The following is a 14,096-nucleotide window of genomic DNA, read 5'->3' on the forward strand; positions in this document are numbered from 1 at the left end:
CCCATAAAATGCCTCCGCACCGAATGCAGAAATCATACCATCATTCAGATCAGCAAGGGAGTTTTCACACAGCCTCTTCGCTATCGCGTCACCTTATGTCCTTGTCGAATGCCCCCGAGACATTCTCGCGCGCCCTGCTGAATAGGGGGAGGGCGCACTGTTCTTAAGTGAGGGCGGCGGTTCCGGCGATACGCCCAAGGACCACCGCGGCCAGCAGGCCGTTGCCGGACAGGTAGCCGCTGTCGGCGCGGCCCGACACGCCGCAGGCGGCGCCACCGCCAGCAAAGAGATTTGCAATCGGAACACCTTCGGCGGTGAGGGCGCGTGCTGACCCATCCACACGCAGGCCGCCCTGCGTATGAAACAAGGCCCCGGTCACCCGCACGCCGCAATAGGGTGGAGCAAGGCCAGTTGCGCCGAATGTGCGGCCAAAATCATCGGTGCTGCCCGTTGGGATAGTGGCGATGGTTTCATTGAGCGCATCGGCGGGTAACCCCAGGATGCGGGCCAGTGCGTCCAACGTGTCGGCACTCTTGACCGCACCTTGGGCTTCGGCGCGCTTGAAATCTTCGAATTGCCGGGCAATGCCCGCGATACGGGCGTCAAAGATGGTGAAGGCTTCGCCGCCCGGCTGCGACAGCACGGCGCGGGCCGCCTCGGAATAGCCCTGTGCCTCGTTCCAGAACCGTTTGCCGTCGCGGTTCACCTGCACGCCGCCTTCGGTGATCGTGGCCCAGGTGATCAGGATCCCATGAGGATGAGCAACATTGCCGTGGCCCTGATAGGCGCCAAGATGCTCCGTCGCGGCCCCAATCTGATCGGCCCAAAGCACGGCCTCGCCCCGGTTGCCGTCATGTCCAAACCACAGACCGCTTTCGATCTCTGGCATATGCTGGGCCACCAATGCGCGGTTGCCGCCATAGCCGTTGCAGGCCAGGATCAGGCGCTGGCAGCCGATGGTTTCCACCCCGCCATCGGGGCGGCGCGCGGCGATGCCATGCACCAGGCCGCCCGCAAAGAATAGCGTCTCGGCGCGGCGTTCGCAGATGATGTCGATCCCGGCCTCCTCGGCAGCGCTGCGCAGCGCGTCGATCAGTTCGGTGCCCGCGCGCGTCGGCAGCCCATGCATGCGACGGGCCGAGTGGCCGGGATAGTCGAAATCATCGACAACCGAAAACGGCAGGCCATGTTTCTGCACCAGCCAGTCGATCACCGGGGCGGCATTTTCTGCCAGAAGAGTCACCAGCGCCGGGTCGTTCTCACCGTGGGCCTTGGCCTGGATGTCGGCGGCGAACCGGGCCGGGCTGTCTTCGATACCCGCCTCCTGTTGCAGCCTTGTGCCCGCCGCCGGGATCAACCCCGCCGACAGGGCGGTGGAGCCGGAGGGGATGGCATCGGCCTCGATCACCAGAACTTCTTGTCCGGCTTCTTGCGCGGACAGCGCGGCAACCAGCCCGCAGGCACCGGCGCCGATGATGAGCGTTTCAACCTCAAGGTCAAAACGCGCGGGCGGGGTGTCAACTGTCGGTGCCGTCATAGCGCGCACCCTTTTTCAGCATCTCATCCGTCCCGATCACGCCGTTGAGACCGCCAAAATCGAACATCCGGTCGGCAAAGGGCTTGTTGGAGCCGTGCCGCGCCAGGCTCTGGTAATAGTCCTGCGCGGTGCGGGCCAGCGCGCGGACAATGCCGCCGGGAAAGATGACGATGGAAAAACCTAAGCTTTCAAGGTCGTCCGCGCCGGTGATCGGGGTGGCGCCGCCTTCGACCATATTGGCCAGGAGCGGTACGCGTGTTGCGAAACGCTGTGCAATGGTTTCAAGCTGATCGCGGTTCTGCGGCGCCTCGATGAAGAGCACATCCGCGCCTGCCTCGAGATAGGCCTCGGCGCGGTCTTCGGCGGCGGCAAATCCCTCGACGGCAATCGCATCGGTGCGGGCGATGATCAGCGTCTCGTCGCTGGTGCGGGCGTCGGCCATGGCGGCGATCTTGCCCACCATTTCAGAAGGAGGGATCAGCGACTTGTCCGCCAGGTGGCCGCAGCGCTTGGGGTAGGTCTGATCCTCCATCTGCAACGCCGAGGCGCCCGCGCGTTCATAAAGCCGCATGGTGCGCTGGGCGTTGAGCGCATTGCCAAAGCCGGTATCGGCGTCGATGATCACCGGCAGCGGGGTGCGGTCGGCAATCAGCGTCATGGTATCAGCCATTTCGGAGGCGGTGGTGAGGCCAATGTCAGGGCGCCCCAGCCGCGTATAGGCGACCGCGGCGCCACTGAGATACAGCGCCTCAAAACCTGCGGCTTCGGCCAGGGAGGCGGTCAACCCGTCATAGACCCCGGGGGCGACGACGATGTCCTTGTTCTGAAGGCGGTTGCGCAGGCTCATGACGCACCCTCGATCACGGTCAGCGCCTCAGCGCAGCTCATCTGGTGGGTCACCGTGCCCAGCGATAGGAGCGTGGCGTCATGCACCTCCTGCCGGAAGGCGGCGCAGCCATCCGTCAGCATCACGGTGTCTATGTTGCGCAGATGCGCATCACGTAAGGTCGAGGCCACGCCGCCATTGGTCACGATGCCGCCGACGATCAGGTGGTCGATGTCCAGCGCGCGCATCAGGTATTCCAGTCGCGTCTGGTAGAAGGCCGAATAGGCGACCTTCTCGATCACGAAATCCGCAGGCTGCAGCCTGTCCACAAGGCTGTGCCCAAAGCTGCCCGGCGCAAAGTCGCCCTTGCCGAGGAAGGGCCGCAACTCCTTGAGGTGCGGCGCGATCAGCGGCTCGCCATCCTTGTCCGGCACCAGTGTGAACTGCGCCGAGAAATAGCGCCCGCCCCTAGCCTGCAGGGCTCGTGCCAGGGGGGCGATGCGATCGGGCAGGGCGGCGATGCTGTCCGCCGTCTGGCCCGCGCGGCCATAGGCGCCTTCGGGGTGGATGAAATCGTTCTGCAGATCAATCGTCAGAAGCGCCGTGCGCGCCATGTCCCATGCGGCTGGATTGCTCATGATGCCTCCTCCGAGGGTTCGATGATGGTGTTGCCGAACCGGTCCACGCGCCCCTGCAAGTCGGGCTCGATCAGAACGGTGGTGTCGGGTTGCGTCAGAATTGCAGGGCCTTTGATCACAGTTCCCACCGGCAGGGCAAGCCGGTCATAGATCGCGGTGTCATACCAGGCGTCGGCAAAATGCACCTGTCTCTGGCCGATCGGCTTGGCCGAGCCTGCCCCGGAGGGCGCCAGAGCGTGCAGGTCGAATTTCGGGCGTTTGCCGGTGATGGCGCTGCGCAGGTTCAGGATGCGCCGCACACCGTTCTGCAACAACCGGCCAAAGGTGGCGCGATAGGCGGTATCAAAGGCCTCTTCGATCTCGGCGCGCGTCGGCGGGGTCACCTTGCCGCCTGCCGTTTTCACGGTCAGGGGCACCGATACGGTATGGGTTTGCCCGATATAGGCCATGTCCAGCTCGAAACTCAGCTCACGCGCTTCAAAAGTGGTGCGGGCGGCATCCAACAGCGCCATGCCCTGGTCCGCGTGATCCTGCATGAAGGCTCCCAGCGCCGCTGCGTCCAGCGTGTCGACCAGCGAGTTGATGGTTTGCACGAAATCCTGGCGCATATCGGCGATCACACAGCCCATGGCGGATGTAACCCCGGGATAGCGCGGCACGATGGCCCGGGAAATGCCTACCTCGGCCAGCATCGCGCCCGCATGAAGCGCGCCGCCGCCGCCAAAGGGCATGAAGGCAAAGCGCTTGGGATCAAAGCCGCGTTCGATGCTGACCAGGCGGATTGCCCCCGCCATGCGGCTGTTGGCAACCTTCAGGATGGCCTCGGCGGCTTCGACGGTGCTGAGACCCAGCGGCGCGCCCACATGCGTGTCGATTGCCCGGCTCGCGGCCTCGACGTCCAGACGGTCCAGCTTGCCGCCAATGGGGTTGTCCGGGTCGATCCGGCCCAGCACCACATTGGCATCCGTCACGGTGGGCCGCGTGTTGCCAAGGCCGTAAGCCACGGGGCCGGGATTGCTGCCCGCGCTTTCGGGGCCGATGTTGAGCAATCCGCCCTTGTCGACCCAGGCGATGGAGCCGCCGCCTGCGCCAATCGTGGTGATCTCGATCATCGGGTTGCGCACCACCATGCCGAAATCGATCGCGGTCTGCGGCGACAGCATGGATTGCCCTTCGGCGATCAGCGACACATCAAAGCTGGTTCCGCCCATATCCCCGGTGATGATATTCTCGAACCCTGCCGACTGGGCGATATAGCCCGCGGCGATGACCCCTGCGGCGGGACCGGAGAGCGCCGTGCGCACCGGCAGGCGGCAGGCGGTATCGACTGCCATGACGCCGCCATTGGATTGTACGATCATGAATTCGCCATCAAAGCCCCCCGCCTTGAGCGCGTTTTCCAGCCGCCCCAGGTAGCCCGAGACCTCGGGTTGCAGATAGGCATTGAGCGCGGTGGTGGAGAAACGTTCGAACTCGCGGATTTCCGGCAGGATCTCGGAGGAGGCCGAGACATGTTCATTGTGCCAGACCTCGCGCAGCGCGGCGACGGCGGCATCTTCGTTGGCGGTATTGGCATAGGCATTGGCAAAGAGGATCGCCACGGCTTCGCAGCCCTGTTCCTGCAGCGTTTTGGCCGCCTTGCGCACGGCATCCAGGTCCACAGGGGTGCGGATGGTGCCATCGGCCAGGGTCCGCTCGGGCACTTCCAGCCGGTTGCGGCGGTCCACCACCGGTTCGAAATCCCCGCGCAAGCCCCATGTGCGCGGTCTGTCGCGGCGGCGCATTTCCAGGACATCGCGCAGACCTTCGGTGCAGATCACTCCGGTTTTTGCGCCCTTGCGTTCAAGCAGCGCATTGGTGCCCGCCGTGGTGCCATGCACCACCACGGCAATCTCCGAGAGATCCTGAACCTCGCGCCCGATCCCATCCAGAAAGCCGCCCGATTGATCGGGGCGCGTCGTGGGGACCTTGGCGACGCTTGCGGTGCCTTCTGCCTCGTTCAGGACGAAAACATCCGTAAAGGTGCCGCCAACATCGACACCAATCATTCGGCTGCTCATGCTGCGCCCTCCCGCCAATTCGTGCCATAGATGGCATCTGCCTGTTCTTCGCTGACCAACCCGCGTGCAACGTCGCGGGCCACGGCCTTGGGGTCGCGCTCGGACGTTGCGCCATAGCCGCCGCCGCCCGGTGTTTCGAGGCGCACGGCCTGGCCAGCCTTCAGGGTGATGCCGCGCATTTTTGAGGCCAGCGGCGGGCTGTGCCAGCCGTCATCCTGTTCATACTGAAAGGCATTCATCGCCGCATCGCCGCCGCCTGCGATACCCTTGGGGGCAAATCGCCCGCGTTCGCCAAACAGAAAGGCCTCTGCGCCGTTTTCTTCCAGCACTTCGATCTCATAGACCGCGCCCATGCCACCGCGATGGGCGCCTGCACCGGCGCTGTCGGGGCGCAGCGCCCATTTGCGGAACATCACCGGATAGGCGGCCTCCAGAATTTCGAGCGGCGGGATCGTCGCGGTCGAAATGGGCGCATTGCCGTGGTTGAGCCCGTCCGTCTCGATCGAGCCGCCATGTCCGCCGCCATAGAAGGAGAACATCACCCATGGCTGTCCGTTCTTGCGCTTGCCCGCGATGGAGAGCGCGTTGATCGTGCCATAGGCATTGGCGACCACACGGTCCGGCGCTGCCTGGGCAAAGGCGGAAAACACCACGTCGATCATGCGCAGGATGGTTTCTGTATAGCCCCCCGTGGGCGCGGGAAACTGCGCCGCCAGCAGGCTGCCTTCGGGCACGATCACATCGATGGGCCGCATTACGCCGGCATTGGCGGGCAGGGCGGGAAAGACATGTTTGATCGCCACATAGGCGGTCGCCACGGTGGTCGGCAGGGCGATGTTCACGGGCCCCGCGCATTGCGGCGAAGATCCGGTGAAATCCAGTGTCATTTCATCGCCCTTGATCTCGAGTGCGATGCGGATCTTCAGCGGTTCATCGGTGATCCCGTCATTGTCGAGATAATCCTCGGCCTCCCAGCGGCCATCGGGCAGATCGGTCAGTTCCGACCGCATCAGCGCCTCGGCACGGTGGCCCAGTGCTTCCAGCGCGGCGGTGATCGTCTTGGCGCCATATTCATCCAGCAATTCGTCCATCCGCCTGACGCCCAGATCCAGCGCGCCGAGCTGGCCGTTCAGATCCCCCATGGCCGATTGCGGTAGCCGGGTGTTGCGCAGCAGGATATCGATGATGTCCTGGTTGATCTCTCCGCCGCGGGCGAGTTTCACCGGCGGCAGGTTGAAGGCTTCCTGGAACACATCCGTCGCCGCCGGGTTGTAGTTGCCCGGCACAGCACCGCCCACGTCATGCCAATGCCCGACCGAGGCGAGATAGCAGAACAGCTTCCCATCGCGGAAATAGGGCCGCACCAGGCGCATGTCCGACAGGTGAGTGCCGCCGATATGGGCGTCGTTGAAGATATAGATGTCGCCATCCTGCAGATCGCCATCCCTGGCGGCCTTTTCGATCACGGCTTTCACCGCAAAGGACATGACGCCCACGAAGATGGGCAGGCCCGATTTGCCCTGCACCAGCGTATCGCCCGATGTCGCGTGATAAAGACCATGGCTGGCATCATGCGCCTCGGCGATGATCGGGTTGAAGGCGGCGCGAAACAGGGTCGCGTCCATCTCGTCGGCGATCTGCTCCATACGGCCTGCCAGAACCGAAAGGGTGATGGGATCAATCTCGCTCATGTGCTTGCCTTTACTTCGGCCATGTCGTTCCAGACCTCTTGTTTCGTGATCTTGCCGCCTGTGATCTCGAAGCGGTCGATAAAGCGAATGCCGTCAAAGGCGCTGCCATCGTGATATTCGCCCTGCAGCGTGCCGCGGCAATAGACGAGGGCGGCCTCTTTTGTGCCCATCATCGCGTCAAAGCCTTCATAGGTCTTGGTGACGAATTTGTAGCGCGGTTTCGACCATTCGATCAGCTCTTCGAGACTGTGCATGGGGCGGGTTCCGGGGAAGGTCATGCTAAAGCCATCGCCCAGCAGGCCGTGCGCCTTTTCCAGATCGCGGGCTTCCATCGCGGCGAGGTAGTCTTTGACGATCTGCGCGGGATCCGGGCGCGCCGGTGCCGGGCTGCGCTGCCTGCGGCCCCGGTAATAACTGTCTGTCGGCATATCGTGGATCATCACCGTCACGAGATCGGGCGCGGCCGGTACCACGAATCGCACCGCATCCGTCAAAGCCTCGCCAAGGCGTTGTTTTTCCTGGCTGTTATAGCCCTCTAAAACATGCAGTTCGACAATCGGCATGGCAGCATCCCTCGGTTAATCAGTATTATCTGTAATACATATATTGTATCTTGCCAGAGAAAAATTTTGGATATTGATGTTACTAATCCTTGCTTTTGGGTCGAACGCATTTACGCTCGGCCCTGGATATTTGGGGGAATCACAGGTGCAGGCCGAAGCTGTTCAAATACTGCCAGAAGGGGTCAAGGCGCGGCGCGTTTACCTGTCGCTGCGCGATCAGATCACCGCCGGCGACCTGCGCGAGGGCGAGAGCCTACCGGGCGAACAGAAGCTTGCCGAAACCTTCGGGGTCAGCCGCGTCACCGTGCGCCGCGCGCTGGAGGCGCTGGCCCAGGGCGGCCTGATCGAGCGGCGCGCGGGCAGCGGCACCAAGGTGCGTGCCCGTGCCGGCGGTGGCCAAGCTGCCGCAATGGATTTCAATACGCTGATGCCGCAGCTTGTGGAGATGGGGCAGCAGACCACGGCGCGCTTGTTGTCCTTCTCCTATGGTAGCGCACCCGATTTCGTCGCCGCGGCCATGGGGCTTGAAGGGGGCAGCAAGGTTCAGATCGCCACCCGTGTGCGCCTGGCCGGGGATGTGCCCTTTTCTCATCTGACAACATATGTGCCGGCCCAGATCGCGCAGAACTATTCCGAGAACGATCTTGCGACGACACCGCTGTTCAAGCTCTTGGAGCGCAGCGGCGTCCAGATCAAGGAGGCGCATCAATCGGTGAGCGCCACGCTCGCCGGTCCCGACGTGGCAGCGGCGTTGGAGGTGGCCGAGGGATCGGCGCTCTTGTCGCTGCGCCGGGTTGTGCGCGATATTGACGGCAATGGGGTTGAATATCTCTCGGGGCTTTATCGCCCGGACATGTTCCGGCTTGAAATGCCGCTGACGCGGGTTGGCCGGGGGGCGGCGCGCCATTGGGAACCTGCCATTGGTCAAAGCGAGGGCGAAGAGTGATGGGCACCCCGCAGACCATGCTGGACAAGCTATGGGCCGCGCATGAGGTGCAGCGGCGCGAGGATGGCGTGTCCCTGCTGTGGGTCGATCGGCATCTGGTGCACGAGGGCTCGCATCACGCCTTTGCCAAGATCAAGGCGCGCGGACTGCCGGTGGCCGAACCGGAGCTGACCTTTGCGGTGGTTGATCACTATGCGCCCACGCGGGGGCGCTCCAGGATTGCCGATCCGCAGATCGCCCGGATGATCGACACGCTGCGCGGCAATGCCGCCGCGCATGGGCTGCGGATCTACGATCTGGACGACCCGCATCAGGGCATCGTGCATGTTGTCGGCCCCGAAGAGGGCCTGACGCTGCCCGGTCTTCTGATCAACTGCGGTGATAGCCATACCTCCACCCACGGGGCCTTTGGTGCGCTGGCCTTTGGTATCGGAGCCACGGAAGTGGCCCATGTTCTGGCCACGCAAACGGTCTGGCAGCGCAAACCCAAATCGATGCGGATCACCGTTGAGGGCCAGCTTGGCGCCGGAGTCACGGCCAAGGATATCGCGCTGTGCTGGATCGCCCGGCTGGGCACCGATGGCGCCCATGGCCATGCGGTGGAATATGCCGGCAGCGCCATCAGGGATCTGTCGATGGAAGCGCGGATGACGCTGTGCAACCTGTCGATCGAAGGCGGCGCCCGGTTCGGCATGGTGGCGCCGGACGACACCACTTTTGCCTATCTCCAGGGACGCCGTTTTGCGCCCAAAGGCACGGATTGGCAGGCGGCCTGCGCCGATTGGGCGGCGCTTGCCAGCGACGCGGGCGTGCGGTTTGATCGCGAGGTCACGCTGGACGCCGCCGAGATTGCGCCGACCGTCACCTGGGGCACCAGTCCCGAACAGGCCCTGCCGATCACTGCCACCATCCCCGATCCCGCCGATTTGCCGCCCGAAAAGGCCGAAGCCTCCCGCGCGGCGCTGGACTACATGGGGCTGCGGGCCGGGGCGATGCTGGAAGGCACCCCGGTGGACCAGGTTTTCATCGGCTCCTGCACCAATGGCAGGATCGAGGATCTGCGCGCTGCGGCTGCCGTGCTCAAGGGGCGCAAAGCCGTGGTGCCGGGCCTCATTTCGCCAGGCTCTGCCCAGGTCAAGGCGCAGGCCGAGGCCGAGGGGTTGGACCGTATCTTTACCGAGGCGGGCCTTGAGTGGGTCGCCTCCGGCTGTTCCATGTGCGTGGGCATGAACGGAGACCTGGTTGAAGAGGGCAAACGCTGTGCCTCCTCCACCAACCGCAATTTCAAGGGCCGTCAGGGCCGCGGCGCGCGCACCCATCTGATGAGCCCGGCGATGGTGGCCGGGGCCGCCGTGACCGGCAGGCTCACCGATGTGCGCAAGCTTCTTCAAGGACGGGCGGCGTGATGGCGGGGTGGCGCAGACATAGGGGCAGGGCCGTTTCCCTGCCGGTCGCAAATATCGACACCGATCAGCTGATCCCGGCGCGCTTCATGTCGGTGCCGCGCGCCGAGGGCTATGGGACTTACCTGCTGCATGACATGCGCCGCGACGGGGCGGGGGCGCTGCGCCCGGAGTTTCCGCTCAATGCCCATCCCGGTGCCAGCGTGCTTGTGGCGGGGCGCAATTTCGGCAGCGGATCCTCGCGCGAAGCGGCGGTCTATGCGCTGGTGGATGCGGGCATCCGCGCGGTCATCGCGCCCAGCTTTGGCGATATCTTTGCCGCCAATGCGGTCAACAACGGTCTTCTGCCGGCAAAGGTCGAGGATGCAGGCTTTGCCGCCCTGGAAGCGGCTCTTGCGCATGCTCCGCAAGAGATTGCCATCGATATCGAGACCCGCAGCATCACGCTGGACGGGGCGCAATTCGGCTTTGTCCTCGATGACAGCTGGGCCACGAAACTGATCAACGGCTGGGACGATATCGATCTCACCCTGAACCACAGCGCGGCCATCACCGCCTTCAAGCAGAAACGCGGACAAACCGCGGCTTGGGCATGGCCGAAAGAGATGGAATGAAAACAGCCGTGTCACGCGGCAATCACGGCCCAAAACGGGCCCGACAAACGAGGCACAGACCTCAAAACAGCGGAGGTACTACAAAATGAAAATGAAACTGATGGCAAGCCTGCTTGCGGGAGCCACGCTTGTTGCGGGCGTGGCCAAGGCCGAGGAAACCATCTCGGCGGTGCATGCTTTCCCTGAAACGCTGATCTACACCAAGAGCTTCCTGAGCTTTGTCGACAAGGTCAACGAAGCGGGCAAGGGCGTGGTTCGGATCGATGTGCGCGGTGGTCCCGAGGCGATCGGCATGTTCCAGCAGCCTGATGCGGTGCGCGACGGGATCGTGGATATGGTCTATACCCCCGGCTCGTTCTACGGCGGTTCGCTGCCTGAAAAAGACGCCATGGTCGCCTCGAACCTGACAGCCGTGGAAACACGCGAAAACGGCGGCATCGCGCTGATCGACCAGATCCACCAGGAGAAGATGGGCCTGAAATACCTCGGCTGGTTCGACAGCGGCGTGTGCTACAACCTGTGGACCCGTGAAGAGCCGACCTTTGATGACGCGGGCAACCTCGAGGTCGAGGGGCTCAAGCTGCGCGGCAACAACGTCTACAACGCCTTCTTCACCAACTACCTGGGCGCGCAGGTGATCGACCTGCCCACCGGCGAGGTCTATTCGGCGCTGCAACGCGGTGTGGTGGATGCGACTGGCTGGACCCAGATCGGCCTGATCGACCTGAAGTGGAACGAATTCCTGAACTATCGGATCGAGCCGTGCTTCTTCTCGACCGACCTTGGCGTGATCGTGAACAACGACAAATGGAATTCGCTGTCCGAAGAGGCCCGCACAATCGTTCAGGATGTGGCCATCCAGCACGAGAAAGACAGCGTTGCCGCCCTGCGCGCCAAGCGTGACGAAGACTTCGCCGCGCTGGATGCGGCGGGCATGAAGGTTGTCTCGCTCGAAGGGGAGGCCAAGGCCAACTATCTTGCCGCGGCCCGTGAAAAGACCTGGGAGCGGATGAAAGAGGTGATGTCCGGTCAGCCCGGTGGCACCGCCAACTATGACCGCCTGATCGAGCTGTTCTACGATCTCGACGCAGCCAACTAAGCCCCTTTGCAGGCCTGCCCGTTCCGGGTGGGCCTGCTTTTTCGGAGTCCTCGGCAATGATCAACACGACCTACAAGGCACTGCTCTACGGCATGGCTGGCATATCGGGCCTCACGCTTGTGTGGATCATGGTGTCGGTGATTACCTCGGTGGTGATGCGAAACCTCGGGCTTCAGCCCTTCGCGTGGCTGTTCACCTCTGCTGAATACGGTCTTCTCTACATGACGATGCTCGGGGCGCCCTGGCTGGTGCGGGAAAAGGGCCATGTGCATATCGAACTGCTGACGGCCGCCTTGCCCGAAGGAGCCCGTCACCTGCTGAGCCGTGCCGTGGCCGCCGCCTGCGTCCTGGTCTGCGCGATCCTGACGTGGAAGGGCGCGGAGCTGGTGATGACCAATATCGCGCGCGGCGATTTCGACACCCGCGCCTATTATTTTCCGCGCTGGCTTCTGACCATCGCCTTCCCGCTGTCCTTTGGCCTGATGGCGGTTGAGTTCTCGCGTTTTGTCTTTGGCCAGGAATTGATGCATAGCGGCGAAGCAGGGATACACGAATAATGGAATGGTTCGAGGCGCTGGCCCTGTTGATCGGGACGATCATGTTGCTCATGGCGGTCGGGATGCCGATTGCCTTGGCCTTCCTGGCGGCCAATATCGTCGGCGCATGGGTCTTCATGGGCGGCGAACGCGGCGTAATGCAGCTTCTGAACAACGGCCTTGGCGCGCTCACCAAATATGCGCTGATGCCGATTCCGCTGTTCCTGCTGATGGGGGAGATCTTCTTTCACACGGGCCTTGGCGGGCGCATGTTCACCGCGATCGACAAGCTTCTGGGGCGCCTGCCGGGGCGGCTCAGCTATGTCACCGTGCTGGGCGGCACCGCCTTTTCCACGCTGTCGGGCTCTTCCATGGGCTCAACCGCGCTGCTTGGCTCGCTTATGGTGCCCGAGATGAGCCGCCGGGGCTATAAATCGCATATGAGCATCGGTCCGATCCTGGGCACGGGTGGTCTTGCGATCATCATTCCGCCCTCCGCGCTTGCCGTGCTTCTGGCGACCCTGGCGCAGATCGAGGTGGCGGCCCTGCTGATCGCGGGCGTGATCCCCGGCCTGATCCTGGCCGGTTTGTACATCGCCACGATCTGGCTGCAGACCCGGATCGATCCAACAGCCGCCCCCGCCTATGACGTGCCGCCGATGTCATTCGGGGCCAAGTTGAAACTGCTGTTGCGCGAAGTCATCCCGATGGTCAGCGTTATGGTCATCATCATCGCGCTGATGATCAAAGGCTTCGTCACCCCCTCCGAGGCCGCCGCCTTTGGCGCGCTCGGGGTGCTCATCCTTGCGGCCCTCTTTCGGTGCCTGACATGGGAGGCGATGAAGAAATCCGTCATCGGCGCGCTCAGGGTCACGCTGATGGCCTATCTCATCGTCTTTGGCTCGGCCACCTTCAGCCAGCTCCTGGCCTTCTCCGGGGCATCGCGCGGGCTGGTGCATTGGGCAACCAGCTTTGACCTTGCCCCTTTGGCGATGCTCTTGGTGATGTTTGCCGTGCTCTTGCTGCTTGGCATGTTCATGGAGCAGATCTCGATCATGCTCCTGACGGTACCGATCTTCTTTCCCTTGGCGCAGACGCTTGACTTCGATCCGATCTGGTTCGCGCTTATCATGCTTTTGTCGCTGGAGATCAGTTTTACCACGCCGCCCTTCGGATTGCTCCTGTTCGTCATGAAAGGTGTGGCGCCTCCGGGAACGACCATGCGCGAGATCTACACCTCGGCCTTTCCGTTCATCTTCTGCTCGCTGTTGCTGGTGGCCTTGCTGATCGCCTTCCCGCAATTGGCGCTCTGGCTGCCCTCACTCTGACTGGGGGCGTCCGACAGGGCTGAACGATCCGGGGCGCCGGAGGATATGGTGTGAATGAGCTCCTGCTCTGCACCCGCGATGAGGAGCCGGTGCCAAGACCGATCGGCCAAGGCAACCTCTTGATCGAGGAGCGCCGCGATCCAGACCTGCCCGGGGCGGGCCGTGGAGGGCGCAATCGCGGCGAAGGCCGTGCGGTCTTTCACCCGGGGTTTCTTGCAGAGACTTTTCCCAAGACGCGAAAACTCTCGGATACTTCCTGTCAGGAAGCTGCGTGACATTCAGAAGTCAGGGAAGAAGTGGCAGCCCGTAGGGGAATCGAACCCCTCTTTCCAGGTTGAAAACCTGGCGTCCTAACCGATAGACGAACGGGCCACTCTGGTGCGTGAGCGGTGTTTACTCAGTGTGCTCTGGGGGCGCAAGAGTGTTTTTCGGGCAATTCGCAAGAAAATCACGGGGGCTGGAAAACACCTGTCTGGGGGCACCCATTCCTTGCCATTGCGCGCTCAATGGCAGATCTGGAGCACCCAGACCTGTCCTCGCAAGCATTAGCGACCATTACCTTTTCCGGAGCAGCCACCACGGGTTGAGAGAGGATCAGAGCAGCGCAGCGGCAGAGGAGGCGCGCCTTTCGGGGGCACCTCGTGTGCGTCCTGGCCAATGGTCAAAGATGCACGCCGACAGACATGTCACGTCGCTTCAAAGGTTGAGCGCTGGTGAATGATCTGGGGAAAGTGGCAGCCCGTAGGGGAATCGAACCCCTCTTTCCAGGTTGAAAACCTGGCGTCCTAACCGATAGACGAACGGGCCACTCTGGTGCGTGAGCGGTGTTTAGTTATTCCCGCTTTGCGCCGCAAG

Annotated in this window: 13 protein-coding genes and 2 tRNA genes; 7 read left to right on the forward strand and 8 right to left on the reverse strand. The window is 63.1% G+C overall.

Features of this window, described 5'->3' with window-relative positions; all coding sequences use genetic code 11:
* Window positions 1–163: 163 nt before the first annotated feature.
* Genes PXK07_RS16040 through PXK07_RS16065 form a run of 6 tightly spaced genes read right to left on the reverse strand, consistent with a single transcriptional unit; the run spans window position 164 to window position 7,315 of the window.
* Window positions 164–1,537, reverse strand: a complete 1,374-nt coding sequence (locus tag PXK07_RS16040) for an FAD-dependent oxidoreductase (RefSeq protein WP_274849382.1) — start codon at window positions 1,535–1,537, stop codon at window positions 164–166.
* Window positions 1,518–2,384 (reverse strand): isocitrate lyase/PEP mutase family protein, encoded by an 867-nt coding sequence (locus tag PXK07_RS16045; protein WP_274849383.1) that lies wholly within the window; start codon window positions 2,382–2,384, stop codon window positions 1,518–1,520. The genes PXK07_RS16040 and PXK07_RS16045 overlap by 20 nt, the downstream gene beginning before the upstream one ends.
* Entirely contained in the window at window positions 2,381–3,001 is a 621-nt protein-coding gene (locus tag PXK07_RS16050; protein ID WP_274849384.1) for a cysteine hydrolase family protein, read from the reverse strand. Before PXK07_RS16050 ends, PXK07_RS16045 begins: the two co-directional genes overlap by 4 nt.
* Entirely contained in the window at window positions 2,998–5,061 is a 2,064-nt protein-coding gene (locus tag PXK07_RS16055) for a hydantoinase/oxoprolinase family protein (RefSeq protein WP_274849385.1), read from the reverse strand. Before PXK07_RS16055 ends, PXK07_RS16050 begins: the two co-directional genes overlap by 4 nt.
* Complete coding sequence (locus PXK07_RS16060; RefSeq protein ID WP_274849386.1) at window positions 5,058–6,752, reverse strand: hydantoinase B/oxoprolinase family protein; 1,695 nt, start codon at window positions 6,750–6,752, stop codon at window positions 5,058–5,060. Before PXK07_RS16060 ends, PXK07_RS16055 begins: the two co-directional genes overlap by 4 nt.
* Complete coding sequence (locus tag PXK07_RS16065; protein WP_274849387.1) at window positions 6,749–7,315, reverse strand: nuclear transport factor 2 family protein; 567 nt, start codon at window positions 7,313–7,315, stop codon at window positions 6,749–6,751. The genes PXK07_RS16060 and PXK07_RS16065 overlap by 4 nt, the downstream gene beginning before the upstream one ends.
* Before the next feature lie 145 nt (window positions 7,316–7,460).
* Here PXK07_RS16065 and PXK07_RS16070 point away from each other — a divergent pair, with 145 nt between their 5' ends.
* The 7 genes from PXK07_RS16070 to PXK07_RS16100 all read left to right on the forward strand — a co-directional run bounded on the left by PXK07_RS16070 (window position 7,461) and on the right by PXK07_RS16100 (window position 13,516).
* Window positions 7,461–8,261, forward strand: a complete 801-nt coding sequence (locus tag PXK07_RS16070) for a GntR family transcriptional regulator (RefSeq protein ID WP_274849388.1) — start codon at window positions 7,461–7,463, stop codon at window positions 8,259–8,261.
* Entirely contained in the window at window positions 8,261–9,667 is a 1,407-nt protein-coding gene (gene leuC, locus PXK07_RS16075; RefSeq protein WP_274849389.1) for a 3-isopropylmalate dehydratase large subunit, read from the forward strand. Before PXK07_RS16070 ends, leuC begins: the two co-directional genes overlap by 1 nt.
* Window positions 9,667–10,278, forward strand: a complete 612-nt coding sequence (leuD, locus tag PXK07_RS16080; RefSeq protein ID WP_274849390.1) for a 3-isopropylmalate dehydratase small subunit — start codon at window positions 9,667–9,669, stop codon at window positions 10,276–10,278. Before leuC ends, leuD begins: the two co-directional genes overlap by 1 nt.
* 85 nt (window positions 10,279–10,363) lie before the next feature.
* On the forward strand, window positions 10,364–11,377 hold the full coding sequence (dctP, locus tag PXK07_RS16085) for a TRAP transporter substrate-binding protein DctP (protein ID WP_274849391.1): 1,014 nt from the start codon (window positions 10,364–10,366) through the stop codon (window positions 11,375–11,377).
* Window positions 11,378–11,433: 56 nt separating this feature from the next.
* Complete coding sequence (locus PXK07_RS16090; protein WP_274849392.1) at window positions 11,434–11,934, forward strand: TRAP transporter small permease; 501 nt, start codon at window positions 11,434–11,436, stop codon at window positions 11,932–11,934.
* Window positions 11,934–13,241, forward strand: a complete 1,308-nt coding sequence (locus PXK07_RS16095; RefSeq protein WP_274849393.1) for a TRAP transporter large permease — start codon at window positions 11,934–11,936, stop codon at window positions 13,239–13,241. Before PXK07_RS16090 ends, PXK07_RS16095 begins: the two co-directional genes overlap by 1 nt.
* A gap of 50 nt (window positions 13,242–13,291) precedes the next feature.
* Window positions 13,292–13,516, forward strand: a complete 225-nt coding sequence (locus PXK07_RS16100) for a hypothetical protein (RefSeq protein WP_274849394.1) — start codon at window positions 13,292–13,294, stop codon at window positions 13,514–13,516.
* Window positions 13,517–13,538: 22 nt separating this feature from the next.
* On the opposite strand, the gene PXK07_RS16105 is transcribed toward PXK07_RS16100, so the two are convergent.
* Together PXK07_RS16105 and PXK07_RS16110 are read right to left on the reverse strand one after the other, a co-directional pair.
* Window positions 13,539–13,613 (reverse strand) — tRNA-Glu (locus PXK07_RS16105).
* 360 nt (window positions 13,614–13,973) lie between these two features.
* Window positions 13,974–14,048: transfer RNA gene (locus PXK07_RS16110), tRNA-Glu, on the reverse strand.
* Window positions 14,049–14,096: the final 48 nt, after the last annotated feature.

The sequence above is a fragment of the Phaeobacter sp. QD34_24 genome, assembly GCF_028890115.1.
Taxonomy (GTDB): domain Bacteria; phylum Pseudomonadota; class Alphaproteobacteria; order Rhodobacterales; family Rhodobacteraceae; genus Phycobacter.